This is a genomic window from Thermosynechococcus sp. JY1331, from assembly GCF_031583475.1.
GTDB lineage: Bacteria > Cyanobacteriota > Cyanobacteriia > Thermosynechococcales > Thermosynechococcaceae > Thermosynechococcus.
This window is the reverse complement of the sequence record NZ_CP134180.1, coordinates 129,072-154,409: the sequence shown is the minus strand read 5'-3', so window position 1 is coordinate 154,409 and position 25,338 is coordinate 129,072. Positions and strand designations below refer to the sequence as shown.

21 protein-coding genes and 3 pseudogenes are annotated in these 25,338 nt (G+C 45.2%); 16 read left to right on the top strand and 8 right to left on the bottom strand.

Going from position 1 to position 25,338, the window contains the following annotated elements; all coding sequences use genetic code 11:
• Window positions 1-19: 19 nt before the first annotated feature.
• The 6 genes and pseudogenes from RHJ31_RS00755 to pseB form a co-directional block, all read right to left on the bottom strand.
• On the bottom strand, window positions 20-1,210 hold the full coding sequence (locus RHJ31_RS00755) for a lipid-A-disaccharide synthase-related protein (protein ID WP_302676997.1): 1,191 nt from the start codon (window positions 1,208-1,210) through the stop codon (window positions 20-22).
• Window positions 1,207-2,634 carry a YdiU family protein gene (locus RHJ31_RS00750; protein WP_302676996.1) on the bottom strand — a complete coding sequence of 476 codons (1,428 nt, stop codon included), beginning with the start codon at window positions 2,632-2,634 and terminating at the stop codon, window positions 1,207-1,209. The genes RHJ31_RS00755 and RHJ31_RS00750 overlap by 4 nt, the downstream gene beginning before the upstream one ends.
• 24 nt (window positions 2,635-2,658) lie before the next feature.
• A complete protein-coding gene (locus tag RHJ31_RS00745; RefSeq protein ID WP_302676995.1) occupies window positions 2,659-4,401 on the bottom strand; it encodes a M48 family metalloprotease in 1,743 nt (580 codons plus the stop codon).
• Between the two features lie 102 nt (window positions 4,402-4,503).
• Window positions 4,504-4,608: pseudogene (locus RHJ31_RS00740) on the bottom strand (IS630 family transposase); the annotation flags it as partial.
• Window positions 4,609-4,771: 163 nt separating this feature from the next.
• Entirely contained in the window at window positions 4,772-5,935 is a 1,164-nt protein-coding gene (pseC, locus tag RHJ31_RS00735) for a UDP-4-amino-4,6-dideoxy-N-acetyl-beta-L-altrosamine transaminase (protein ID WP_302676994.1), read from the bottom strand.
• A complete protein-coding gene (gene pseB, locus RHJ31_RS00730; protein WP_302676993.1) occupies window positions 5,936-6,964 on the bottom strand; it encodes a UDP-N-acetylglucosamine 4,6-dehydratase (inverting) in 1,029 nt (342 codons plus the stop codon).
• 146 nt (window positions 6,965-7,110) lie between these two features.
• On the opposite strand from pseB, the gene RHJ31_RS00725 reads away from it, so the two are divergent.
• Genes RHJ31_RS00725 through RHJ31_RS00705 form a run of 5 tightly spaced genes read left to right on the top strand, consistent with a single transcriptional unit; the run spans window position 7,111 to window position 11,937 of the window.
• Window positions 7,111-8,178, top strand: a complete 1,068-nt coding sequence (locus RHJ31_RS00725) for a hypothetical protein (protein ID WP_302676992.1) — start codon at window positions 7,111-7,113, stop codon at window positions 8,176-8,178.
• 46 nt (window positions 8,179-8,224) lie between these two features.
• Complete coding sequence (locus RHJ31_RS00720; RefSeq protein ID WP_310828497.1) at window positions 8,225-9,271, top strand: glycosyltransferase family 2 protein; 1,047 nt, start codon at window positions 8,225-8,227, stop codon at window positions 9,269-9,271.
• Entirely contained in the window at window positions 9,261-10,199 is a 939-nt protein-coding gene (locus RHJ31_RS00715; protein WP_302676990.1) for a glycosyltransferase family 2 protein, read from the top strand. Before RHJ31_RS00720 ends, RHJ31_RS00715 begins: the two co-directional genes overlap by 11 nt.
• Before the next feature lie 18 nt (window positions 10,200-10,217).
• Window positions 10,218-11,027, top strand: a complete 810-nt coding sequence (locus RHJ31_RS00710; protein ID WP_286626159.1) for a class I SAM-dependent methyltransferase — start codon at window positions 10,218-10,220, stop codon at window positions 11,025-11,027.
• Window positions 11,028-11,082: 55 nt separating this feature from the next.
• A complete protein-coding gene (locus RHJ31_RS00705; RefSeq protein WP_286626157.1) occupies window positions 11,083-11,937 on the top strand; it encodes a hypothetical protein in 855 nt (284 codons plus the stop codon).
• On the opposite strand, the gene RHJ31_RS00700 is transcribed toward RHJ31_RS00705, so the two are convergent.
• Window positions 11,934-12,866 (bottom strand): histone deacetylase, encoded by a 933-nt coding sequence (locus RHJ31_RS00700; protein ID WP_302676989.1) that lies wholly within the window; start codon window positions 12,864-12,866, stop codon window positions 11,934-11,936. The genes RHJ31_RS00705 and RHJ31_RS00700 overlap by 4 nt on opposite strands.
• 86 nt (window positions 12,867-12,952) lie before the next feature.
• Here RHJ31_RS00700 and pseF point away from each other — a divergent pair, with 86 nt between their 5' ends.
• The 11 genes and pseudogenes from pseF to RHJ31_RS00645 form a co-directional block, all read left to right on the top strand.
• Entirely contained in the window at window positions 12,953-13,660 is a 708-nt protein-coding gene (gene pseF / locus RHJ31_RS00695) for a pseudaminic acid cytidylyltransferase (RefSeq protein ID WP_302676988.1), read from the top strand.
• 269 nt (window positions 13,661-13,929) lie between these two features.
• The gene (gene pseG / locus RHJ31_RS00690) at window positions 13,930-14,985 is read left to right on the top strand and encodes a UDP-2,4-diacetamido-2,4,6-trideoxy-beta-L-altropyranose hydrolase (protein ID WP_302676987.1); all 1,056 of its coding nucleotides are present in this window, start codon (window positions 13,930-13,932) and stop codon (window positions 14,983-14,985) included.
• Between the two features lie 38 nt (window positions 14,986-15,023).
• A complete protein-coding gene (locus RHJ31_RS00685) occupies window positions 15,024-15,677 on the top strand; it encodes a formyltransferase family protein (RefSeq protein ID WP_310445827.1) in 654 nt (217 codons plus the stop codon).
• Window positions 15,670-16,401, top strand: coding sequence for a PIG-L deacetylase family protein (locus RHJ31_RS00680; protein ID WP_302676985.1), 732 nt, complete (start codon window positions 15,670-15,672; stop codon window positions 16,399-16,401). The genes RHJ31_RS00685 and RHJ31_RS00680 overlap by 8 nt, the downstream gene beginning before the upstream one ends.
• On the top strand, window positions 16,392-17,432 hold the full coding sequence (locus RHJ31_RS00675; protein ID WP_302676984.1) for an N-acetylneuraminate synthase family protein: 1,041 nt from the start codon (window positions 16,392-16,394) through the stop codon (window positions 17,430-17,432). Before RHJ31_RS00680 ends, RHJ31_RS00675 begins: the two co-directional genes overlap by 10 nt.
• On the top strand, window positions 17,429-18,619 hold the full coding sequence (locus RHJ31_RS00670) for an ATP-grasp domain-containing protein (RefSeq protein ID WP_302676982.1): 1,191 nt from the start codon (window positions 17,429-17,431) through the stop codon (window positions 18,617-18,619). Before RHJ31_RS00675 ends, RHJ31_RS00670 begins: the two co-directional genes overlap by 4 nt.
• On the top strand, window positions 18,612-19,331 hold the full coding sequence (locus tag RHJ31_RS00665) for an RraA family protein (protein ID WP_302676981.1): 720 nt from the start codon (window positions 18,612-18,614) through the stop codon (window positions 19,329-19,331). The genes RHJ31_RS00670 and RHJ31_RS00665 overlap by 8 nt, the downstream gene beginning before the upstream one ends.
• Window positions 19,318-19,980: a class I SAM-dependent methyltransferase gene (locus RHJ31_RS00660; RefSeq protein WP_302676980.1), complete on the top strand. Its 663-nt coding sequence runs from the start codon at window positions 19,318-19,320 to the stop codon at window positions 19,978-19,980. The genes RHJ31_RS00665 and RHJ31_RS00660 overlap by 14 nt, the downstream gene beginning before the upstream one ends.
• A gap of 30 nt (window positions 19,981-20,010) precedes the next feature.
• Window positions 20,011-20,835: an amidohydrolase family protein gene (locus RHJ31_RS00655; protein ID WP_302676979.1), complete on the top strand. Its 825-nt coding sequence runs from the start codon at window positions 20,011-20,013 to the stop codon at window positions 20,833-20,835.
• Window positions 20,836-20,888: 53 nt separating this feature from the next.
• Window positions 20,889-21,632, top strand: a pseudogene (pseI, locus tag RHJ31_RS00650) (pseudaminic acid synthase); the annotation flags it as partial.
• A 68-nt stretch (window positions 21,633-21,700) separates the two neighbouring features.
• Window positions 21,701-22,039 (top strand): annotated as a pseudogene (locus RHJ31_RS00645) (transposase); the annotation flags it as partial.
• A gap of 157 nt (window positions 22,040-22,196) precedes the next feature.
• Here the strand turns inward: RHJ31_RS00645 and RHJ31_RS00640 are convergent.
• Complete coding sequence (locus RHJ31_RS00640) at window positions 22,197-25,253, bottom strand: glycoside hydrolase family 38 C-terminal domain-containing protein (protein ID WP_310445711.1); 3,057 nt, start codon at window positions 25,251-25,253, stop codon at window positions 22,197-22,199.
• Window positions 25,254-25,338: the final 85 nt, after the last annotated feature.

Here is a 25,338-nt window from a genome sequence, read left to right as displayed (position 1 = left end):
GGTCTTTTTTTAGCAGGACTCAATTGCCGAGTATTTTTAACAGTTGCTCAGCAATGCGATCGCTCGCTCCGGGGTCGCCCATGCGTTCTTTGCCATTGGCGGCAATTCGCGCAAGTAAAGTCGCATCTTCCCAAATCTGCCAAAGGGTCGGGATGGCCTCTTGAGGATCATCGAGTAGGAAAATCGAGTCTCCGAGAAGGCGTTTTTGGCGACTAGCAAACTCACGGGTAAACTGGGGGCCTGCACCCGCAAAGGTGATCACGGGTTTTCCTAAGCCCACACACTGCTCTGTGGCTGTGCCGGCGAGGGCAATGCCCCCTTCTGCCCAATGCAGAAATTCACGAAAGTGATGTGAACTTAAAATCAGTTGTTGCTGACCCAACTGCCATGCGCTGGTCTGGGGTAATGCACTGGCGATGGGTTGCCAACCCTCAAGGCTTTGCTCAAGCATCCGTAAATCAAGGTTGGGACTGACAGCGGCAAGACAGGTCAGCGGCTGATCGGGATAGGGCGCCAGTACCCGTAGGATCTGTTGCCAATTGCGGTAGGCCTCAGGGGCACGAGACCCCGGCAGTAGCACAATGGTTCTAGTCGTAAAAGGCGATCGCTCAGGGGGTGGCATCACTAAGTCCATCATGGGATTGCCACAGTAGGAGACGGCATAGCCCAGCTTCTGCAGGCTGCTGGCGGTTAACTGATCGCGGACAAAAATGCCTCGACAGCGGGGCGATCGCCACAACCATCGCTCCCAAGGCAGGTAGTCACTCCCCGCCCAGCCCATGCCCCAACGATAGGGACGCCCCGTCGTGTCATATAGGTAGTAGTCAGACTTAGCAGTGCCGATAAAACTATAGGTTCCCCCTGTGCCATAGGCCAGCAGTAGGGGCACAATATCCCCCACCGCCAACAGATGTCCTCCCGATTGCTGCCAAGCTTGAATGGCGCGAATCTGTGATCCCAAGAGTCCCAGCAAACCTGCCTTGAGATCTCGCCATAGCTGTCGCAGATCCATGTAGATAAAGCCCCCAGAGGGGAGTATTTTTCCAGGCTGCAATACAGGAATTCCCAGCCGCGTATAGGCAGACCCTAAGCCCACCAAGGGCAACGCCATTAGGTCTAAGTGTGGACACCGCTGCCGCAAGGCCTGCAAAATCGAGCTAGCGATCGCATCCTCACCGTGGCCATTACTCAGGCAAAGGAGTCGCTTCATGCCTGCATCAACTCAAGGGCTGTAGTAAATCGTGACCAATCATCCGCCTGATCAATGGCCTGCCAAATGTGTTCGATCTGGGAACGAGTGAGGATGACAAGGGGATTGGCTGCCTGTAGGGTTTGGGGAATTGCCGCCCGCTGCCGTGGGCTGGCTTGCTGAAGTAGCTCAAAATAGGTTCTTTTCCAAACCTCTAGCAATTTCTGATCTGCGGGTGGGAGTGTTGGGCTTTCACAAAAGATGTAACCCACATCTACGGCCCATTGGGGGGAAAATTCCTGCCGTAGGCTGACAAAGAATTGGGGATAACTGATGGTGCTGCGGCTGAGAAAAGCTTGGGTTTCTGCCACCAAGGGATGGCCAATTTCTAGAGGAAGGTCTGCCCAACCGAGGCGTTTGAGCATGAGTTTCAAGTAGGTGGTTTGGCAGCGATCGCCAAAGGTCTTTAGGGCAGCTTGCATTTCCTCAAGGGGCATTACTGAAGACAGAGGGATTTGCAGCTTCTCCAAATTCCAAGCACAAATTGCTGGTTGATTGCCGTAGGCGTAGCGGCCATAGTAGTCAAAGTAGGCGGCTGTAAACCCCAAATCATAGTGCTCCAAAAAGACATAGGGACCATAGTCGAAGCTCTCGCCCGTAATGGCCATATTATCGGTGTTCAAAACACCGTGGCAAAACCCCGCCACCAACCACTGCGCCGCCAGATCCGCTGTGCGTGCCACTAGCTCACGATAAAAGGTACAATCCCGTTCCTTGGGGTCTGGAATCTCTAGCAAGTGGGGGTAGTAGTAGTAAATGACGTGGTCGAGTAACCGTCGAATCAAGTCCGGTCGCCGCAGATAGTGGAGCCGCTCAAAGGTACCAAAGCGAATATGGGAACGGCCAAGGCGCACTAAGACACTCGATCGCGTCGGCGATGGCTCATCCCCCCGCCAGAGGGATTCTCCCGTTTCCACCAAACTGAGACTGCGAAAGGTGCTCACCCCCAAGCGATGCAGCAGTTCACTGGCCAAAACCTCACGGACACCGCCTTTGAGCGTCAGCCGACCATCTCCCCCCCGCGAATAGGGTGTGGTGCCAGATCCTTTCGTGCCAAGGTCATACAGTTGACCATCCACACCGCGAAACTGACCATAGAGAAACCCTCGGCCATCCCCCAAGCGAGCATTGTATTCCCCAAATTGGTAGCCGTGGTAACGCATCGCTAAAAAAGGTTCACGCCCCTGAAACTGGCCAAAGGCCGCAATAAAGTCAGCATCGGTTACCTTGGCGGGATTCAGACCCATCAGGGGTAAGAGGGCATCATTGCGAAAACGCAGAATATGCTGCGGAAAAGTTGCCGCCTGTACCTCGTCCCAGTACTCTTCCCCTAGGGAGAGAAATGCGGGTTCGTACTCAAGGGTTTGAAAGCAATGTCGAGACATTCAGAACATTCAAAGCGGACTCAGCTATTGCGGCGTCTTGGCAGTTTCCCGTTTGGACTTTTTGGGATTGGGGGGATCCACAAGGGTACGCAAGCGCGCTTGAATTTGTTGATGGCGTTCGACCCCCTCAAAGGCAAAGGGGGTGTACCCGCGATCGCGCATCAAACCACGGATATAGCGAATGCGCTCATTGGTCGGCGGGTGGGTAGAAAACCATGGTAACGGTGGCTCCTGATGACGGTATTCCTTCTTGAGGGTGTGCATGAGGTTAAGTAGGCCATCAGCGGCATAGCCTGCCTTCGCCAGAATCCGTGTGCCCAAAATATCCGCCTCTCGCTCCATTTCTCGACTATAGCTAGTCACGAGAATCCCTGTCACATAGCCACCAGCAGGTAATAACCGCGTCAAGTTGGCAGTGGCCGTGCCTTGGGTGACCAAGCGAAAACCGTGGGAGAGCACCGCGTGGGCAATTTCGTGAGCCAGTAAGCCTGCAAGTTCTGCCTCCGTATTGGCTTTGAGAATTGCACCGGAATTGATAAAAATCTTGCCTCCTGGCAGGGCAAAGGCATTGAGATCATTATCTTTTATCACGAAAAACTCATACTCAAACTCATTGCGACCGGCCACTTTGGCGAGGCGTTGCCCCACTTCATTGACATAGGCTTGAACCTCAGGATCCTCAAGGAGCTTGACTTGGCGGCTAATTTGCTGTGCTGCTGAACGGCCTAGGGGAGATTCTCCCTGCATCATCAAGGCCATCATTTGAATCGAGTCCAAGGATAGTAAGGGATTGCCCGTGAGTGCCACACCCACCAGTCCAGTGAGGGCGCCGACAATCATGCCTTCGCGCAGTTGTCCCTGAAGGCGACGACGGAACCGTTGCATTCGCTCTGCGGCTAGTTGCTGAAATTCGGGTGTGGCGGGGTGGTCAGGATTCAGTAGGGCAAAACGTTGGGCGGCAAGGGCCGCTTCTAGCCACTGTTGCTGGCGATCGTAGAGGGTGACGAGGCTACGTTGAATATCGGGTTGATCAGGATAGAGGCTGGCGGCTTTTTCGAGATGGGCATAGGCCTCTTTGAGGGAACCCTGCTGCGCTAGAAACTCAGCGAAGCGCACTTGGCCGGGGATAAACTCTGGGAATTGCTCCACCAACAGCCGCAGGGGCACGGCTTGGGCACTGTAGAGTTGGGAACCCCCTTGAACTTCTCGCCAATAGACTTGGGCAGCGGGGGGCAGTTGACTAATTTCCAGTACAGCGGGGGGGGTGACACGAGGGGGTGGCAAATCTAGGTCAGCCTTGGCCTTTTGGTAATAGGTTTGGGCTGTGACGGTGTCTCCTAATTGCCAGTGGCGATCGCCCTCCCGTAGAAGTGCTAACCGCGCCTCCTGTGCGGCTTGCTCTGCGGTCAGTTCCACTGTTGTTGGAGCTCCTGAAGAATTGTCAGTCGTTCTTGGTGCAGGTTCCACAGAGGGGGCTGCTGAATCATCCTTGATCTCAGTGCTCGTGGGTAGGGGAGCAGGGGATTCTACAGGCGGAACGACTGCTGGGGGGGGTTGGGGTGGCAGCGGCAATAGATCGACAGCAGAGCCTTCAGATTGCGGCAGGCGAGCTTGGGCAAAGGGGTCTTCTTTAATGAGAGCAATCAACTCCTCCTCTGCTACACCCGTTTGGGGTAGGGACATCTCTGCTGCTCTAACCGGTTCAAGAGCCACCCCTAAAAGAAGAACAATACCCAGCGGCCAGTAGCGTAACCCATCTTGCACCATGAAACTGTCCTCAAGCCACCTGATGCTTTATAGTCTAATCACTAGGCATGGGTGAATTGGGTCTTCGTTAGAATTATAGCTATTCCAATAAAGAATGAGACGCTATTCGGCACAATAATTGCGAATCACTTCATCAATAGAATTGTTTGACCCTGCATACATCCACGCTCGCTTCAACGCACTGAAGTCGTGCTCAATCACATTCAAAGGAGTGACCTCCTACAATTCTTGAAGGCAAGAGGCCTCAAACCTTAAAAGCCCCTAGGGCGAGATGATCGCCAGCAGAGTCAAAACGGGACTTGGGCGATCGCTTTGAGCGGTTGATGCAGGCTTACTTTCGCATAGGGGAGGGGCTGTTTGCGTTGCGGTCTTAAGCCAAGACTTGCTTGAGCGCCTGAATGACTTGATCCTGTTGGGCAAGGGTCAGGCCATAGTACAGAGGCAAGCTCATCGCTTCTTGGTAGTAGGCCTCGGCCTTGGGAAAGTCTCCCCATTGAAAGCCCAATTGCTGATAGTAGGGTTGGGTATGCACAGGAATGTAGTGGAGATTCACCCCAATTCCAAGGGAACGAAGGGCTTCAAAGACTTCGCGATGGGAAGCTTGAATTTGGTCTCGCTTCAGGCGAATGATGTAGAGATGCCAACTGGAGCGGGTATCAGGATGCTGAAAGGGGAGCGTGAGGGGCAAATCCGCAAGAGATTGATGGTAGCGTTGGGCTAAAAAACGCCGCCGCTCGACAAACTGATCGAGGCGTTGCAGTTGCTGTAGGCCGAGGGCCGCTTGCAGGTCGGTCATGCGGTAGTTAAAGCCCAGTTCCAGTTGTTGGTAATACCAAGGGCCGTGGGCGTCGCTCACCATTTGTTGGGGATCGCGGGTAATCCCGTGGCTGCGCAGACGGATGAGTTGCTGATAGAGGTCTGGATCATTGGTGAGAATGGCACCGCCCTCACCCGTGGTGATAATCTTGACGGGATGAAAGCTAAAAACCGCCATCGTCGAGAATTCACAGCAGCCAATGGGTCGGCCACGGTACTGACCCCCAAGGGCATGGGAGGCATCTTCAATGAGTATAAAGCCATAGGTCTGTGCAAGTTCAGCAAGGGCAGCCATCTCACAGGATTGTCCGGCGAGGTGAACAGGAATGACAACCTTGGGAAGCGTCCCTTGCTTTTTGGCAATTGCTAGCTTGTCGGCAAGGGCAGAAACACTCAGGTTATAGGTGTGGGGGTCAATATCAACAAAATCCACCGTGGCACCACAGTAGCGGCCACAATTTGCCGAGGCAACAAAGGTAATCGGCGAGGTCCACAGGCGATCGCCCCCTTGTAGCCCCGCTGCAATACAGGCGAGGTGAAGCGCTGCTGTGGCACTACTAACCACAACGGCATACCGTGCACCACAACAACTGGCCAGTGCTGCTTCAAACTCGGGAACCTTGGGGCCTTGGGTCAGCCAGTCCGATTGCAGGACGTCAACGACAGCCGCAATATCCTCTGGCGTAATGTCTTGGCGACCGTAGGGAATTGTGCCCATTTAGCCCCTGCCTGGGATAAAGTTCGGGTCAACGTGTTGGCGAATCAGAGTGCGCAGCTCCTCGACACTAAGGAAGCGATCGTTGGTGCCAGAATTATAGCTGAAGCCCGGTTTAACCCGTGTTGCCCCTGTTTGGGCACAGTACTCTTCTAGCGTGAAGCGCCCTTGAATGGGCAAAATGGCATAGTACTGGCCTAAATCAACCGTAGTGTAAGAATCGGAAGTGGTAATCATCTCTTCGTGGATCTTTTCCCCTGGACGGATACCCACAAACTGTTGCTCACATTCCGGGCAAATGGCCTCTGCAACATCGAGAATGCGGTAGGAGGGAATTTTCGGCACAAAGATTTCGCCCCCCCAACTGTGCTGCAGTGCCCACAGTACCATTTCTACCCCCTCTTGGAGGGAGATATTAAAGCGAGTCATGGCTGGATCCGTAATTGGTAGGCAGCCCTCACAGCGCTTTTTCAAGAAAAAAGGAATCACTGACCCCCGTGACCCCATAACGTTGCCGTAGCGAACCACACTGAACCGCAGATCACGACCCGCAAAGTTATTGGCAGCAATGAAGAGTTTGTCACTACAGAGCTTTGTTGCCCCGTAGAGGTTGATGGGGGCAGCCGCCTTGTCGGTGGAGAGGGCAATGACTTGCTTGACACCGGTGTCGAGGCAGGCTTGAATGACGTTTTCGGCCCCCATGACATTGGTGCGAATAAACTCAATGGGATTATATTCAGCCGCTGGCACTTGCTTCAGGGCAGCCGCATGAACCACAATATCGACCTTGTTCAGAGCCCGGCGTAGGCGATCGCGATCCCTAACATCGCCAATGAAGTAGCGGATACCTGGATACTTTTGGTAGGGGAACTCCTGAGCCATCTCGAACTGCTTTAGCTCGTCACGGCTGAAAATGACGAGACGTCGAATATCAGGGAACTGCCGCAACACCTCCTTGACAAACGCACGGCCAAACGACCCTGTGCCCCCCGTCACAAGTACGCTGCTCTCTTTCGTTAATCCTTCAGGCATTCTTGTAGATCCTCTCCACTACTTCTATGCTTCAATCCATCAATCGCAAAAAATCCCATCGAGCGACCACGGCGAGCTTGCTCTTGACAACTGCCTTGAAAATTGGTTAAATCGAGTTATTTTAATTATCATAACGTAAATAAAGCATGAAGAAGCCTATCAAACCTCAAAAAATTTGGCCAAACTATGAGGATATAAATCCTTTCGAGGGTTTTGATGATGCATATCTCGAATATATCTGTTCGGAAAAAGTAGATACTGGAATTAAGAGTAATTTTGCAAGACTTCCTGCTTTATTTTGGCCTACAGAGCTTTATAGTTTTGGTCGTTGCTATCGTTTATGGTTAAAGTGGCCTGATATATTACCAATACCGGTCTACGGAGATCATGGTGTAGCACTTTCAGGGGAGCTTCAGGAACATGAGATAAATAATAAAGCTGCTTACTACCTATCTTGGTATAAACAGAGAGTTATTGGTATTGAAAGATACCAAATTAAGAAGGTGGTTCATATAACACATCCATGGGTGATCTATAGAAAAATAGCTGGTTATAATCTAAAGGAAAAAGCAAAAGGCACTTTGATTTTTTATCCACATTCCAATGATGGAATTGAGATCATAGATTATGATTGGGATGAGTACTTCCACAATCTGGAATCATTAGAAGATCGCTATAAACCATTTGTTATATGTATGCATATGCATGATGTGAAAAAGGGTTACCATAAGAAGCTTAGAAAGTACAATATACCAATAGTCAGCGCAGGCGAAACACTAAGTCCGCTGTTTGTAGATAGGTTTTATGACTTAGTCTCCAATTTTCTTTATGCAACATCACCAACAGGTGGTAGTGAGTTGTTTTATTGTGAAGAAATAGGAGTTAAATACTTTATACTTGGTAAAGAGCCAGTCTACTACAATTTTTCTCATCCTCAAAATCCATTGGGTGTGATTAAGCCAAGAGATGAAGTGGCAATGATATCGCATCAAATCAAGAAAGAATTATTCTCTAGCTTACCTCCAGAAAACAGTTACGAGAAAAAGCAATTTGTAAGTGATGTATTAGGGTTAGAATTGGACTTGCCAGCAATCGCTAAAACACTAAGGACAATATTTGTTGTTGAGATGATCAGGCTTCTACCGATAGCATATCTAAATATCCTACTCAGGCTGAAATCTAAGTTATTTTTTAGGATAAAATCCCTATTTTGATTCTTAAATGTTAACTGTAAGTTTATCTATAGTAGCCATGTATCCAATGAAAAAACTTGAGTTTCTTATTCCATCATATAAAAGACCACAAACACTAGTAAGAGCGATACAGTCTATAACAACTCAAGTCAAACAATTTGAATTAGCTGACAAAGTAAGTATTGTAGTTGTTGATGACTGTACTCCAAACTTTAGCTGTGATGACATAAGAAAGCAAATCAATATATTACCAGAAATAGTTGATATAAGGACTAATACTTATAACAAAGGTATGAGCCTAAATATTCGTGATATGGTCTTTGAATCTTCTGCTGACTTCGCGTGCATCCTAACTGATGATGACTACTTACAGCCGAACGTCTTAATTGATATAATTAATTTCATAGATAACTTAACTAGCTACGAAAATAACACAAATGTACAAATAGGTTCATTTTTTGTGCCAAGATATTCATACTTAGAAGATGGTTCTCTTCATTGTGTAGTGTGTAAGCCATTTGAGCGAGATACCTTAATACCATGTGGAACCATAAACTCAATTCGCTATTTACATAATGGATTTATATTAACTGGGCTTTTCTTCAAGCCCAAACTGATAAACTTTAGTTTGTGGAATGAAAATATTGAAAATGCTTATTTTCCAGTCATTTATTTTTTTGATTTACTATTAAAATATAATTGCTTCTTCATTAATAGAAATTGGTTTGTTCATACAGTTCTTAATAGGTGTCACTGGGAAGCGTGGGGAACAACAGATTACGAAAGGAAAATCCGGCTGTACACCGACTACATGAAGGCTATTACTATTTGCACTAATATATCTATTGATTATGACAAAAGAACTACAAGTACTTATATTCATTACCTTAAAAAAATCTTTATCCTTATAGAAGAAACTAAGAATTACCGAAACCAAATTAAGAATGTTATCCGTTCCGGTCTATCTCTAGTAGATATAAGGAATGTCAATGACCTTACAAAGCAAAGGTTGACATTTCGTTTAGCAGTCGTGATAAGCTACATTGATTTGATTTTATTTCGATTTATCTTAAAATTTATTCGGAATTTACGAGTCTTGACCTATGGTAAGTAGCCCGGTATTACTTGTAGTGTTTAATCGCCCCAAAACCACTGCAAAAGTGTTTGAAGCGATTTGTCAAGTGAAACCCAGAAGGTTATATATAGCTGCAGATGGTCCTAGACCTAACTATGACGGTGAAGCAGAGAAAGTTAGACAGGTCAGGGAGATTGTTACGCAAGTAGATTGGCCTTGTGAAGTTAAAACTCTTTTTAGAGAGAAGAACCTAGGATGCAAGGTAGCGGTCAGTAGTGCTATTACTTGGTTTTTTGAGCACGAAGAAAAGGGGATTATTCTGGAAGATGACTGTTTGCCCCATCTTGACTTTTTTAGATTTTGTGATGAATTGCTTGAATACTACGAACAAGACGAACGGGTTTGGGTTATCACGGGAAACAACTTTCAGGATGGGCAGTGGCGTGGAAAAGCTAGCTATTATTTCTCTAAATATAATCACTGCTGGGGTTGGGCTACGTGGAAACGGGCATGGTCTAAATACGACGTAAACATCTCATTTTGGCCGGCGTGGAGCAAATCATCAGCGTGGCAAAATCTTCACTTTAACTCTGTTGAGGAGGGATACTGGCGTAAGATTTTTAATCGAGTGTATTCAAGTGAGATTAATACATGGGACTATCAATGGACGGCCTGTGTCTGGTATCATGGCGGGTTAACGGCAACACCCAATGTTAATCTTGTAAGTAATATTGGTTTTGGTTCTGATGCAACTCATACAAAGACTGCAGGTCATATTCATGCAAACTTGCCCGTTTTTCCAATAGGAGAGATTCAACATCCAAGTGAAGTGGCTGTTGATGTAGAAGCAGATAAGTATACCTTCAATGAGCATTTTGGTGGTAAGTTTATACACTCGCCATTGAGTGTAATTAGGCTATTCAAGGAAAAACTTTATCGTTTTTTATTTTTTAAATCAAGTTCTTAGGGAGTAGTAATTGTAAAAATGAGTACATATTATCAGCTTAATAAAATATGTCCTATTTGTGGGAGTAGCCTAGAGTTTTGCTTTTCTCATCAAGTATTAGATAAGTATTTTGCTAAATATTACTTCTGTAAAACATGTGGCTATCTAAAAGCTGATGATCCCTTTTGGTTAGGTGAAGCATATTCATCAGCCATAAGTAAAGCAGATACAGGAATTCTGATCCGTAATTTATCTTTACTTCCTAAAGTTGCATCAATTTTATACTGGCTTTTTAATGAAAGAGGGGAAGGCAGGTATCTAGATATTGCTGGTGGATATGGTATACTAACTCGCTTAATGCGTGATATTGGTTTTGATTGCTATTGGAATGATAAGTACTGCCAAAATTTATTTGCACGCGGTTTTGAATATACTAGTGAGCTAGGGTGTTGTAAGGCTGTCATAGCTATTGAAGTAATGGAACATTTGGTTGATCCATTAACTTTCATGAAGGAAACAATTGCAATGAGTTCTGCCGAAACAATTATTTTCACAACTGAGCTTTTTTCCGGAGATTCACCTCCACCAATCAGCTGGTGGTATTATGTATTTAAAACAGGCCAGCATATTAGCTTTTTTCAAGCAAAAACTCTTGCTAAATTAGCAAGTTTACTTAATATGAACTTTTATAGCTCAAACGGTATACATATGTTTACTCGTAAAAATTTGAATAGACTTGCTTTTCACCTTCTAACAACTAGATTTATCAGCCTTGCATCATTCTTAATAATCAAGAAACTAATGCAGTCAAGAACTTTACCTGATCATTACTTAATGCTTAATGATTAAATAACCTCAAGAAAACTAATTCAAACTTTAAGAATTCTAACTAAGGTGATCAGCAATGATAAACCTGTTAATCACTGGAACAGTCCGTAACGTTGGAAATAGTATCTTAAAAAGAGTATTAAAACTAGAAAAGAATCTAAAATCTGCTTTTGATACAAAATGGTTAATTATTGAATCGGATAGTGAAGATGACACTATTGTTGAGTTATTGAAACTAAAACAACTGGTTTCAAATTTCGAATTTATTAGTTTAGGAAGACTACAGGAAAAGATACCTCTTAGAACACAACGACTTGCTTACTGCAGAAATTTATACCTACAGAAGCTAAAAGAATCACCTAAGTATGAGAATATTGAATATATCATGGTTATTGATCTAGATGAAGTAGGTGATCAACTAACCCAAGAATCTATTTCTAGTTGCTTCGAGAGAAGCGATTGGGATGTTTGTTGTGCTTGCCAAAATGGACCCTATTATGACATTTGGGCATTGCGTCATTATTTATGGTCTCCCAATGACTGCTGGAAGAGTTACCAATTCCTAATAAACCACGGCTCTAGTAGGTATACAGCTTTAACCTCTGCTGTATATAGCCGAATGTTAAACATATCTAAATGCAAGGATTGGATAGAAGTCGATTCTGCATTTGGTGGATGTGCAATTTATAAGAAACATATTTTGCTAGATGTTTTATATTGTGGAACAAATGAAAATAACGAAGAAGTATGTGAACATGTTGAGCTTCACAGGCAAATAAAACAAAAAGGGGGACGTATTTTTATTAATCCTAGGTTTATTAATGCTAGAGTTATTGAACATTCAATTTATGCAACTCATTTGGGCTTGGTTAGGCTTTGGCTTAAGGATTTTATTAAGTCTGTAATGGCTTTATTTTTTGGACGATTTTAGAGGCGAGCAACTACCTCGACAGCACTGACTACTGATCGCCCCAAGGCATTAAGGTTGTACCCTCCCTCCAAGCCAATGACAATACAGTGAGTGATCTGCAAGCATTGGTGCATCATCCAGCCATAGTCTGCCTCCTGTAATTCAATGCTAGAAAGGGGATCATCGCGGTGGGCATCGTAGCCCGCACTGATGATGAGCACATCTGCGCCAAATTGCTGCAAAAAGGGCATGACTTGATCTTGAAAAGCAGTGCGATAGGCCGCTCCAGTGGAGCCTGTGGGCATGGGTAAGTTGAGGACGTTGTTGTGGTGCCCGCGATCGCCCCCATCCCCCGTACAGGGATAGGCAGGAAACTCATGAAGTGAACAATAGGCAATCTGAGGATGATCTTGAACCAGTGCTTGGGTACCATTGCCGTGGTGGACATCCCAATCGAGAATTGCGACTCGTCTTATCCTTGGCAAACTGAGGGCATAGTGGGCAGCAATGGCTGCATTCGCTAGTAGGCAAAAGCCCATTCCCCGCTCCCGCAACGCATGGTGGCCGGGGGGGCGTGCCAAAACAAAAATCGGTTGCTGCCGCTGCACAGCTAAATCCACCCCATCGAGCCACGCCTGTACTGCTAACCGCGCCACGCGATCGCTCTGGTCATTGAGGTAGGTATCGGGATCTAGCCAGCCGCCCCCTTCTGCTGCAATCCGCCCTAACTGGTCTAAATACACGCGACTATGAACCTTTTCTAGCCAAGGTGTCAATCCTTCTCCGACAGGGGTAGGTTCTCGCCACTCAGCTCGTGGAAATGCCACCTGTAAATGTTGACGGATGGCCACTAACCGTTCGGGTCGCTCAAAGTGAAACTGGCGGCAGCGGTGTTCTAGGAAGCGATCGCTATAGATAAAGACAGGAGTTGGCACTGCTGTTGCGTCCATGCATAGAAGTTGGTATCGTAGAGCGCAGGATGGCTCATAAAGAGAACCAGTAAACTACTGACGAACTATACCGCAACCCTAACATAATGAAAGTCGCGATTATTCCTGCGCGAGGAGGAAGCAAGCGAATTCCTCGTAAAAACATCCGTAATTTCTGTGGAAAGCCAATGATTGCTTACGCGATCGCGATCGCTCAAGACTCCTGCTTATTTGATCGCATCGTTGTTTCTACTGAAGACCCAGAGATTGCCACTGTTGCTTCTCAATGGGGTGCAGAGGTTCCTTTTGTGCGGCCAGCTTCCCTAGCTGATGACTATACAGGCACCACACAAGTCATTGCTCATGGTATTCAAGTATTGCAAGAGCAGGGTTGTCATCCTGAACTAGTGTGCTGCATTTACCCCGCTGTTCCTTTGCTACAGGCTGATGATCTCAAAGCTGCCTTAAACATACTACTGAGTTCTAATGCTCCCTATGTTTTTCCCGTGACGAGCTTTCCCTCTTCCATACAGCGAGCTTTACGACGACATCCATCTGGTCAGATGGAGCCTTTTTATCCAGAGTATGAGCAAGAACGTACTCAGGATTTAGAGCCTGCTTATTATGATGCAGGTCAGTTCTACTGGGGCAGAACTCAAGCATGGCTTGCAGACATCAGTATTCATCAGCAAGGTATTGGTCTTGTTATTCCCCAGTGGCGGGTTGTAGATATTGACACTTTGGAGGATTGGCAGCGTGCCGAACTCCTGTATAAAGTACTGTACTCTACTGAAGTGGTGCAAGATTCATGGTAGTCATTTTCTACTAGTGCTTTTCTTATCTAGGCTGTTTGAAAAACAAAACTAATACCATTGTTCAGGAAACATTATTTATATGCGAAGATTAGGTAATATTGCGATTAGAGTAGAGGCTAACTCAGAGATCGGCCTAGGACACTGTTTACGAATTGAGAATGGAATTTGGGCAAGCAAGTATCCTGATTTCATGCTTGCTAAGAAGTAATTGAAAGAACCAGTCTGCCATGCAAGGATGCGAAGACTCAACTAGGGAGGATGGCTAGGAAATGCTCATTGTTTTCCGCACCGACTCGGCAACCCACATTGGCACTGGGCACATCATGCGGTGTATGACACTAGCAACAGCGCTCCGTGAGCAAGGAGCAACCTGTATTTTCGTTTGTCGCAACCATCCAAACAATATCATCGCCCTTGTGCAGAAAAAGGGCTTTAGAGTCTATGAGCTGCCAAGGGGAGCTGAACCCACAACAGCGGCTGACCTAGGCGTCCCTCAAGAAGTGGATGCAGCACAAACCAAGCAAATTATCGAAAGTCTAGAGGCAACCCCTGACTGGCTGGTTGTCGATCACTACGGCATTGACAAAGCGTGGGAGCAGCAGTTGCGCCCAGTGGTCAAGCAAATTTTTGTCATTGATGACCTTGCCAACCGCTTCCATGATTGTGATGTCTTGCTGGATCAAAACTATACGCATCGCTGGGATCGCTACGTCGGTTTAGTTCCTCCGCACTGTTGCCAGTTGCTAGGGCCTGAGTACGCTCTCCTCAGATCAGAGTTCATTGCTGCCCGCGAAAAATTGGAGCGACAAGGACGCCCACCGTTTGATCCACGTAAGGTACTGGTCTTTTTTGGCGGGATGGATCCCCAGAACTACACAACCCGAGCCCTGCAAATCCTGCGGGAAATTGGGGATTTTGCCCCTGAAGTGGTGATTGGTGGAGCCAACCCTCACCGTGCGGAAGTGGAATCGCAAATGCAGTATTTCCCTGAAGGACAGTTGCATGTTCAAACAGATCAAATGCCCGACATTATGTTAAGGTGCTCATGGTACTTGGGGTCTGGAGGTTCTATTACATGGGAGCGAATGTGCCTTGGTTTGACGGGAATTGTTGTTGTGACGTCTGATGACCAAGTAGAGTTCTGTGAAGCTTTATGGGAGAAAGACTTCCATAAACTGTGCTTCCATTTATCATCTTGTGCTGTTTTAGAATTTTTTAATCAAATGATCAAAGATAAAAGTAGTTTTGAAAGACTGGGAAAGAGGTGTGAATTTGTAGATGCAAAAGGATGTTACCGTTCAGCTAAGGTAATAAGCTATAGTTAAAATAATGATAAATTCTTGAAAAAAACTAGTTGTGGGTTATGAAGATTAGTATCTTATCTCAGAAAGAATCATGGATTAATGATTACTTAAGTAGGTGGGTATTGGATTTATCTGGTGAACATGAGATTAGTTGGGTGCATCAGCAGGATGCACTGAAGGGGGGTGATATTCTTTTTATATTATCTTTTTGGGGCATAGTTGCTCGTAGGTATATTGAACAATTTTCCTCAGCTGTTGTCGTTCATGAAAGTGATTTACCAAAAGGTCGTGGATGGTCTCCGGTAGCTTGGCAAATCTTAGAAGGCAAGAATATAATTCCAATCACTTTGTTTAGGGCAGCTGAGAAAGTTGACTCAGGTGAGATTTACTTGAGGGATCAAATAGAATTAGAAGGGCATGAACTTATTGATGAAATAAGGGAGAAGCAAGCAAGGAAAACAATAGAACTATGTAAAAAATTTATCGAATCCTATCCAGATATTTTAGAAAAGGGAATTCCTCAAAAAGGAGAGGTAACATATTATAGGAAGAGAACACCAGAGGATTCTCGTTTGGATATATCGAAAACGCTTCATGAGCAATTTAATCTTTTTAGAATTGTAGATAATGAAAAGTATCCTGCTTTTTTTAATTATAGAGGCCAGCGTTACATCTTAAAAATATCAAAATTTAGTCCAATGAAAAATGACTAGTTATTTTAGAGAAAGATCGGTATTAGTCGTTGCTGCCCATCCTGATGATGAAATTCTTGGCTGTGGTGGCACGATAGCTTTACATGCTGCCCACGGGGATAAAGTGACTACTCTAATCTTGGCCGAAGGCCTAACCAGTCGAAGTACCAAGCGAGATATTGAAGAATGGGAGGAGGGACTGGAGCAACTGAAGGAAACAGCACGAAGGGCTGGGGAAGTGGTAGGGTGTAGGGATGTGCGCTTTGGTGGCTTTCCAGATAATCGGATGGACAGCGTGGACTTGCTGGATGTTGTGAAAGTAATTGAGGGAGTAATAGATGACATTCGCCCAGAAATAATCTATACTCATCACTATGGCGATCTCAATATTGATCACCGTATTACCCATGAAGCAGTTATGACAGCAGCACGCCCCTTGCCCGGTAGTTCAGTAAAGCAGATTTTGTTCTTTGAGGTACCCTCTGCCACTGGATGGAATACACCAACGGCTTCTAATACTTTTATTCCGCAGTACTTTGTGAATTTATCCGAGAAAGTTAATGATACTGAAAATGCACTTGACCTTAAGTTGAGAGCATTGGACATATATTCTAAAGAGATGCGTCAATATCCTCACTATCGCTCTATAGATGTGGTAAAGTACCTAGCCTATATTCGTGGCTCATCTGTGGGTCTTTTTAGTGCGGAAGCATTTCAGGTTGGGAGGTTGGTTAAATGGCTTTAAATCTATTTAATGATAATAAGGAAAGTCAAAGTAAGGTATTCATTGTAGCTGAAATTGGCTCTAATCATTGTCAGAATATTGATATTGCCAAGGAAACTATTCATGCCGCTAAAGAAAGCGGTGCAGATGCTGTAAAGTTTCAGACCTTAAGTTTAGGACATGTTTATCATTGTCCGAGTCAGGAAATAATTGCTCTGCATAAGCTTATAGACATATCTAACAACTTTTTTGAAGAAATTAAAGAATTTAGCGATGCTATAGGTATAGAAATATTTACGGCTCCTACTTACTTGAGTGCTGTTGACTTTCTTGAAAAGAAAAACGTAAATTTATACAAAATAGCATCGCCTCAGGTTGCTTGCTTTCCTCAATTGATTGAAAAAGTCGCTCAAACAGGAAAGCCAATACTTTTTTCGACTGGACTTGCCACTTATTCCGAAGTGCAAAGAGCTGTTAATATAATAACTCAGTTTCACAACAGGTATATCATACTGCACTGCAATACCATTTATCCTACCCCTGCAAAGTTAGTTAATTTAGGAAGAATAAAGATTTATGAAAAAATGTTTAACGCATTTGTTGGGTTCTCTGATCATACTCAAGGAATACACATATCACTTGCAGCAGTAGCTATGGGCGCCAAAGCTATCGAGAAGCATTTTATTTTAGATAGAAAAATCAGCACACCTGATGCTTGTGTTTCACTGACTCCAAATGAGTTTTTAAATATGACAAAATCAATAAGAGATATAGAAATTGCATCTCAAAGCAATCCAAGAACGCATCTTGAGAATGAAGAAATAGATTTGTTAGATAAAGTTAGGTATAAGTTAGTAATTAATAAACCAAAGAAAAAGGGAGACATTTTTTTACATTCCGATTTCAGTTATAAGAGAGCTGAAGGAGGTATAGATTGTTCTCTAGAGCCAATAATTATAGAGAATTTTGTTGCAGGCTGCGATATAGAATCTGAGAGCCTTCTTGAATTCCCAATGCTACAAAGTTGTTTAGAAGGAGGTTTTAGAGAATGAATATTCTATTTATTAACTTAGGCTGGGAACAAAAACCTCTCTTGGCAAAGCTTGCAGATCAAGGTCACAAAATATATGGTTATCACTTCAGTAATGATTACGAAGCTGATTTTACTTACGAGGATATCTGTATCGGTGACATAAGAGATTTATACAGAATAAGCGAATTTGCAGAGAAGAATTCTATAAATGCTGTTGTATCAGATGCATGTGATTACTCTTATTTTGCACAAGCTTTTTTATCTGAGCTTCTTTCAATTCCCGGACCTAAACTACATCAAGCTCAGGTTGCAACAAATAAATATTACCAAAGACGTAAAGCCCAAGACAGTGGGCTAAAAGTACCGCAGTTTTCTCTTGCTTCTACATATGAAGAAGCACTTTATGCATCAAAAGAAATCCTTTACCCTCTAGTACTAAAACCTATAGATAATAGAGGTTCTTTTGGTGTATTCAAGGTTGAAAACGAAAGCTATCTGAAAGAGCTATTCTATAAATCGCTTATGATGTCTCACTCGAGACTTGTTTTAGTTGAGCAGTATATTGAAGGGGAAGAATACACTGTTGATGGTTACTGCTTTAACGGTCATCCTACATCATTAGCAGTAGCTAAAAAATCTCATTATAAAGATAATCAGTGTGTGGCAAATGTTATAAAGTATTCTTCAAAAATTAATGTTTGTAAGGAGATTTTTAGATATAACTCACTAGTTGCCCAGAAATTAGGATTTAACTTTGGAATGATTCATGCTGAATATATTATTGACAAATATGATAATATCTATCTTATAGAAATGGCTAACCGAGGTGGAGGAGTTTATACATCTTCATTAATTGTACCTTTGTTTACTGGAATTGATTTGCCCAGTATTTACATTAATGATTGCTTGGGACAAACACAAGATAATAACTTAGTTGATTATTTTCCTCGTGGTGCAAAAAAGGTCATACTTTATTTTTTTTCTTTTCCTTTAGGAGTGATAAAGGATATTAGAATTGATCCTAAGGTGGTTAATGATCCTAGATTAGTCAAGTTAAAGCTGTTTGTAAAACCATCACAAGCAGTTTCGCCTGTCAAAAGCGATGCTCATAGGCATGGTTTTGCTATAATTCAATTGGATGAGTCAGAAGACGAAAACATCTTCATTGAAACACTACATCGGGGTATAAGTATAGACTATGAATGATTCTTCTGTCGTACTAGAAGTAATAAACATTATTGAAAGAAATAGAATATCGACCAGCCAAGTTTCTGATGCTCTGAATAAGGCAGGAGTTCTTAATAATTTTCGCCCTCTAGTATATGGCTATCATAAAGTGGGTTTAGTTAGCTATGTATATACCCATTCAAACTCAAACTATCATTTACATCAACAAATAGAAAATGTACCAGAAGGATCGATTGTATATATCGAAGCCTTTAACTGTGAAGGCAAGGCTCTCTTCGGAGAATTAGTTGCTAAATACTTGCTTCTCTACAAACGGTGTAAAGCTATCATAGTGGGTGGCTTAGTTCGCGATGTTCATTCCTTGTTAAAGGAAAGATATCCAATTTGGTCTTTTGGTATTACTCCAATCGGTTGCTCGAACAGCCTACCAGAGTCAAACGACTATGTCAATGAGCAAGTAAATCAATCAAGAGCTAGGTTTGAAAATGCCATCATCGTAGCAGATGATTCCGGTGTTGTTCTGATAGAAAAGGAGAAGATCAATGAAAGTCTAAAACAGAGGCTTCAATTTGTTGAACTGCAAGAAGACATATGGTTTTACTGTATAGATACTCTAAAATGGTCAACTTATGAAACGATTTGTAGAAAATCATATATGAATAACTCACTCGTCCTTCCTGCAAACTTGCAAACAAAACTAAAGGAGGTTATGCCCGATGAATCAGAATAGTTTATTGAACTTAGAACAAATATCGAAGGATGTTCGAGAAAGGTATTCCACTAGGTACAAAACGCACGGCTACTCACCTCTTAGTTTGGGCTGGGATTCCAGAGATCATCAAATTACTAGATTTGAAAAGGTTACTAAAATAGCTAATCTCAATGGAAAACAAGTATTAGATATTGGATGTGGCTTTGGTGACTTTCTCAGCTTTTTGGATAATCGTTTAATCAGTTATAGCTACTATATAGGATGGGATACTGTTGATTACTTTATTGCAGAAGCTAAGTCTAGACACAGTAACAGCAAGAGTAGATTTGAAGTATGCGACATCATCACTTTACCGATAAATTCTCAACCGATAGCTGATGTTTCCATTATGTTAGGGTTATTAAATTGGAATTTAGGCAGCAAAGAAAAAAACATTCAATTTACTAAATTTATGATAAACAAAGCTTTTCTTCTATCTAGATATATGTGTATTGTTGACTTTCTTTCTTCGAATCTTGATCCTTCTTATCCTCCTGAAGCCAACGTTTTTTATCACGATCCTTCTGAAGTAATTCAGTTAGTATCCACACATACGCAAAACTTTATTTTGGCGCATGACTATCCTTGTATACCTCAAAAAGAGTTTATGGTTGCTTTGCTAAAATAGGATTGCTATGTACCCTTACGACAATTAAGTATGAGTAGAATTTTTGACTTTAATGTTCACGCTGTCTCTTTACAGTACAATCTACATTCGATTCATCTTTCAGAAACGGAGGTAACTCCAGAGTCAGTTTTAGCCACTCTTGACAGCTACAAGCCAAGTCTAGCAAGTGCAACTTCAATTAACTTGATGATCCTAAACGATTACTTCTTCATGACAAATGGAATTCAAGAATTCCTTAAAAGTTTATACAATGTATGTCCTAACCTAGCTTCTATTACGGCAACAACTCCAATAAGCAAGGCGCTAGCTTTTTGTTATCTTGATAATCTTAAGCAATTTGGCGTCAAAGGAATTAAGTTTCATTGCTATAACCAAAAAATATCAGAATCTTTATTTACTGATGTGGTTGCGATCGCAAAACGAGCATCTGAAATGGGATTTTATATATGTATAGATACAAGTTATGGCACAACCAAGTTATTTGATTATGACAATTTGAAATTGGCTGCTCAAATTTGTGATTTTGTTAAAAATACTCCTGTTATTCTTCTACATAGTGGTGGAATGCGCTTTAAAGAGGCTTTAGTCCTTGCTGATTATTGTCCTAATATTTATCTAGAGACTTCCTTCTCACTAAACTATCTTGCCGAGTCTGTGTATGAGGATTTATTTGCCTTCACCTATCGTAAACTTGGTTCAGAGAGAGTTCTCTTTGCTAGTGATTTTCCCTATGTACGCATTGAGGAAGCAATATCTGTCCTTGATAGAGTCTTAGGTAAGGCCTACTTTAGTGATTCGGAGAAACAGAATGTATTTTATTACAACGCCGCTCGCATTGTTGATTGCAAAGATTAATTTCATGTTTGGCAAAAAAGTTTGGCAAGGCTATACCTTGCGACAAATAATTTAAGGAATTAGGTTTAATCGCATTTAGCACTCCTTTTGATCTAACGGCAGTAGATTTTCTAGAAAGTTTCAATGTACCGATGTACAGAATTGCTTCCTTTGAGATAGTTGATTTACCCCTAATTCAAAGAATTGCCCAAACGGGTAAGCCGATTATTATGTCCACGGGTATGGCAACTCTTGCGGAACTGGATGAAGCGGTGCGAACAATTCGGGCAACCGGCAATGATCAGATTGTCTTGCTCAAATGTACTAGCACTTATCCTGCGAGTCCAACGGATTCTAACTTACGGACAATTCCGCACCTAAGGGAACTCTTTGGCTGTGAAGTGGGGCTATCGGATCACACGCTGGGCATCGGTGTCGCAGTAGCGGCGGTGGCTCTAGGGGCAACGGTCATTGAAAAGCACTTTACGCTGAGTCGTGCTGAGGGCGGGGTAGATGCCGCCTTTAGTTTGGAACCCCACGAAATGAAACTGCTGGTGGAGGAAACGCAGCGGGCTTATCAAGCGCTGGGGCGGGTGCACTATGGGCCTACGGAGGCGGAGAAAAAGTCGCTGGTGTATCGCCGCTCACTGTACTTTGTCAAAGATATGGTGGCGGGGGAAGTGATTACGCCAGAGTGTATTCGTTCCATTCGCCCCGGGTATGGGTTGCCTCCTAAATACTATGAGGTACTGCTGGGCAAGCGAGTGAATCAGGCCATTGAGCGGGGTACGGCTGTTTCATGGGAGCATATTGGCTGAGTTTGTACTATCTGTTGTAGTATTGGCCATAATAAGCAAATAATATGGTTTTTTAGATGATATTAGTATTAGTAGCAGGACGGTATAGACACCAGAAAGACTTCATCGCCCCAATGCTGTTTTGCGGATATTTGAATGCGGTAGGGTTTGTAAGCTGACTGAGTCAGTACTGTTTGCCGGCGTTAGAGAAACGTTCGTTGTTGATGATGGATAATGTACCGATTCATCCAAAAGGGGTGATTCAGGCAGTGGTGAAAGCGGCGGGTCACGAGGTGTTATTTTTACCGAAATACTCTCCTGATTTGAATGTGATTGAGCACGACTTTAGTGCGCTGAAGCGAGCGCGGATGTATGCAGGGTCAAACAGTTCGATTGATGAAGTGATTCGCAAGTATTGTGCTGGATGATATCTCATTCTTTATTGGAATAGCTATAGTTTAGACTTGAGTCATGTTTCAACAGCTTTCCCGACGATTGATGTGCTGTAATGTCAACAAGCTGCCCTGCTTGAGTGAGGGAGATTTGTCTGAGAATCGCCAAGAATCCTCAAGGCGCAATTGTAGGTCAAGGGTGTAGTCGGAAGGTTTGAATTTGCCATGGGCTGAGGGTCACTGTGTTGGTATTCTCTGTGGGCGTCTCCAAGAGTGTTTGCGATGCTTTGATCTGCCATGGGATTAGCGTTGAGTGCAGTTCCAAGGTGCCCCCTTCCCCAGCCACTTCTGCGACTCGCAATTGCCAACCCTGTCCATCCTCTGCTTGTTTGAGGGCAAGGCATTGAATGCGGGCATCCGACCAATGGAGAAGCTGAGCGTGGGGCGGTAATGATCCTGATGGGTTGGCGGGGGCAATTTCTCCCCTCAGAGGTTGATTAAACTGAGCTGCCTGCTGCGGGACACCGCCCACTTGCCACGAGTCACTGTGGGGAAACACACCATAGCTAAAGCGGTGCTGACAGCGATCGCTCGTCGGATCCGGCCAAGTGGGCGATCGCAACAGGGTCAATCGCAGTTGATTCGCTTGGGCATCAAGGCCATGCTTGCAGTCGCTGAAAAGACTCACCCCATACTCTGGGGTACTCAGATCCACCCACGTTAAAAAGGGCACCTCCCATTTTGTTTGCTCATGGGCGCTGAGGTGGGGATTGGGAAGGGTCGGGCGCAGCGTAACGCCGCCGGGAGTTTCACAGGTGATCTGCTCAGCACTGATTGCCAAGGGAAAAGCCGCCTTGAGGAGAATATGTTCCTCCTGCCAGTCAATCACCGTATCAATGCGCAGCCACGGGGTTTGATACTGCAACACATACTCCTGCTGAATCTGCGAGGACTGAAAGCGCCATCTGACCCGTAGTCGCTGCTCCAGTTGATGCCACGTCACCCATTCAATAGCCTCTAGGGTCGCCCCCGGCAGTCGATGCTGCCCATAGTTGGGGTCAATGTTCCAAGCATCCCAGTATTGCCCCTGATCACGGAAAAATTGCAGTTGATTACCGCGATCGCCCAAGCAGGGACGATGATTCAACTTGTCATACAGATTGGTGATTTCCCCTGTTGACGGATCAATTTCAACGTGGAGATAGTTATTTTCTAAGACATAGCCCAAGGGTGGGGTTGGTAAGGTATCAGGGCGCGATCGCGGGCAGAGCCACAGCAGTGTGTAGCCAATTCCCGGCACCTCAGGGGTACGAAACGTCAAGCAACCTTGGGGAGCATTCAACTGCGCTGGTAAATCGTAGTCGCCCCGTGGACAATAAACCCGCCAAGAGGAAACCTCCTGCGGTAGCTGCGCCAAGTCAATGTGGACAACCCCGGCGCGATCGCCCACCAATCCATTGAAAATCACAACGGGAATTGCCTCTGTCACCGGCGGTTCACCGCCGTCAATGGACTGGCACAGCGCTGTTTGTGCTTCCCTTAGGACTGTCTCTGTCGTGGTCAGGAGTTGCTGCCACGTTGGTGCCACCTCCGCATAGACCTCTGGAATCGAGGAGCCGGGGAGAATATCATGAAACTGGTTAAAGAGAAGTTGTTGCCAACAGGCTTTGAGTTCTTCTCTAGGATAGGAAAAAGAAGTTGTGATTGCCGCGAGGGCACACCAGCGTTCCGCCTCTTGCAGTTGGCGTTGGGCGCGATCGTGGGCAGCTTTTTGATCGCCATGGCTGGTGTAGCAGCCGCGATGGAATTCCAAGTAGAGTTCCCCTTGCCAATGGGGAGTCGGCGGTGTTTCGTGGGCAAGTTGATCCAAATACTGCTGCACGGTTGTCCATTGCCACTGCGGCCCAATACCACCGAGGTGTTGCCAGCGTCGCACCCGTTCTAACATGTCTGCCGTTGGTCCACCGCCATGATCGCCGACACCAGGGAGCCAGAGACTGCGCCGCGATCCCGTTTGTTGCCACCACTCTTGGGCATAGGCAGCCATTTTCACGGGAGCAATCCCCTCGCCAATGGGTGCTGACATCAGGGCATTCACCTCCGCCCCCGCCAGATCCCGCCAGACAAACCAACCGTGGGGAAAGCGCGTGGTGTCATTCCAGCGCAATTTTTGGGTGACAAAGTAGCGAATGCCCCCCTGAGCCAAGAAACTGGGGAGCCGTTCTGGAAAGCCAAAGGTATCGGGCAACCAAGCAATGGGGCTAATGCCACCAAAGGCCTCCTGTACGTACTGCTGGCCATAGAGAATCTGGCGGGCAATAGATTCACCGTTAATCAGATTCAGTTCCGGTTCGACCCAAAGGCCTGCCGCTACATCCCACCAACCCGCTGCCACGGCTTCCTGAATCCGCCCAAAAAGTTCTGGGGCATGGATCTGCAAATAGGCATAGAGGGCGGGAGTGGAGTGGGTAAAGGTGAGTTCGGGATAGCGTTCCTTAAGCTGCAAGACAGATCGAAAAGTGGACTGTGCCACTTGCCACGTTTCAGCGATCGGCCAGAGCCACGCCAAGTCCAGATGGGCATGGCCACACAGGTGCATGGTGAAGTCCCGCAAGGGGGTGGCGATCGCCTGCATTTTCTCGTGGATCTCCGCCAGCAACGGATCTAAGATGGGGCGCTGTCCATGACTTTCTAAAACGTCCTTCAGCAGGGGTTCAAGGGGTTGCAGGTTGAGGGTTTCACCAAAGATCGCCAAAATGTCCAACTCAGTGGCAACAAAGTCCGGATCAATCCCCGTTGGCGATTCAAACCGCAGGCCTGATCTCACCAAAGCACCGTCATCGTGGCCGGGACTCACAAGATGCAACACCACCTCCCACGCTTGGCCGGGGGTCACCGCCTCCCCTAGGCACAGACTCACCGAATGATCAAATAAATCCCCCTGACGCACCGCCTGACCATTGACATACACCGTTGCCTGATCCGCCCACCACGTGAGATCAAGGCGTAGAGTTAAACCCGCCACACTATAGCCTTGAACCGTCGCGGGTACCGTGATTCGCTGCCCCAACCAGAGGGAGTGCCGACCCTTGGGCCACGCCAAATGCCCTTTAGCATTCACTGCATAGGGGGTCGTCGCCGCATCTTTGAGCGAGGGGGAACTGAGGGGAAACCACTGGGAATGAATCTCAATGACTGCCAATGACTGCAAATAGTCACGAGATTTTTTGACTAATTCTGTCAAGAGCATAAAACTTCGTTAATTTTCCTGCGATCGGCCTAGGCCAATTGCTATGCTAGAGGTGTGAGGAGCCGTCATCATTCGTTTAACCAAA

Excerpts from the sequence above, each read along its gene's own strand:
- RHJ31_RS00755 (WP_302676997.1), bottom strand. The coding sequence starts at position 1,210 with ATGAAGCGACTCCTTTGCCTGAGTAATGGCCACGGTGAGGATGCGATC.
- RHJ31_RS00750 (WP_302676996.1), bottom strand. The coding sequence starts at position 2,634 with ATGTCTCGACATTGCTTTCAAACCCTTGAGTACGAACCCGCATTTCTC.
- RHJ31_RS00745 (WP_302676995.1), bottom strand. The coding sequence starts at position 4,401 with ATGGTGCAAGATGGGTTACGCTACTGGCCGCTGGGTATTGTTCTTCTT.
- pseC (WP_302676994.1), bottom strand. The coding sequence starts at position 5,935 with ATGGGCACAATTCCCTACGGTCGCCAAGACATTACGCCAGAGGATATT.
- pseB (WP_302676993.1), bottom strand. The coding sequence starts at position 6,964 with ATGCCTGAAGGATTAACGAAAGAGAGCAGCGTACTTGTGACGGGGGGC.
- RHJ31_RS00725 (WP_302676992.1), top strand. The coding sequence starts at position 7,111 with ATGAAGAAGCCTATCAAACCTCAAAAAATTTGGCCAAACTATGAGGAT.
- RHJ31_RS00720 (WP_310828497.1), top strand. The coding sequence starts at position 8,225 with ATGAAAAAACTTGAGTTTCTTATTCCATCATATAAAAGACCACAAACA.
- RHJ31_RS00715 (WP_302676990.1), top strand. The coding sequence starts at position 9,261 with ATGGTAAGTAGCCCGGTATTACTTGTAGTGTTTAATCGCCCCAAAACC.
- RHJ31_RS00710 (WP_286626159.1), top strand. The coding sequence starts at position 10,218 with ATGAGTACATATTATCAGCTTAATAAAATATGTCCTATTTGTGGGAGT.
- RHJ31_RS00705 (WP_286626157.1), top strand. The coding sequence starts at position 11,083 with ATGATAAACCTGTTAATCACTGGAACAGTCCGTAACGTTGGAAATAGT.
- RHJ31_RS00700 (WP_302676989.1), bottom strand. The coding sequence starts at position 12,866 with ATGGACGCAACAGCAGTGCCAACTCCTGTCTTTATCTATAGCGATCGC.
- pseF (WP_302676988.1), top strand. The coding sequence starts at position 12,953 with ATGAAAGTCGCGATTATTCCTGCGCGAGGAGGAAGCAAGCGAATTCCT.
- pseG (WP_302676987.1), top strand. The coding sequence starts at position 13,930 with ATGCTCATTGTTTTCCGCACCGACTCGGCAACCCACATTGGCACTGGG.
- RHJ31_RS00685 (WP_310445827.1), top strand. The coding sequence starts at position 15,024 with ATGAAGATTAGTATCTTATCTCAGAAAGAATCATGGATTAATGATTAC.
- RHJ31_RS00680 (WP_302676985.1), top strand. The coding sequence starts at position 15,670 with ATGACTAGTTATTTTAGAGAAAGATCGGTATTAGTCGTTGCTGCCCAT.
- RHJ31_RS00675 (WP_302676984.1), top strand. The coding sequence starts at position 16,392 with ATGGCTTTAAATCTATTTAATGATAATAAGGAAAGTCAAAGTAAGGTA.
- RHJ31_RS00670 (WP_302676982.1), top strand. The coding sequence starts at position 17,429 with ATGAATATTCTATTTATTAACTTAGGCTGGGAACAAAAACCTCTCTTG.
- RHJ31_RS00665 (WP_302676981.1), top strand. The coding sequence starts at position 18,612 with ATGAATGATTCTTCTGTCGTACTAGAAGTAATAAACATTATTGAAAGA.
- RHJ31_RS00660 (WP_302676980.1), top strand. The coding sequence starts at position 19,318 with ATGAATCAGAATAGTTTATTGAACTTAGAACAAATATCGAAGGATGTT.
- RHJ31_RS00655 (WP_302676979.1), top strand. The coding sequence starts at position 20,011 with ATGAGTAGAATTTTTGACTTTAATGTTCACGCTGTCTCTTTACAGTAC.
- RHJ31_RS00640 (WP_310445711.1), bottom strand. The coding sequence starts at position 25,253 with ATGCTCTTGACAGAATTAGTCAAAAAATCTCGTGACTATTTGCAGTCA.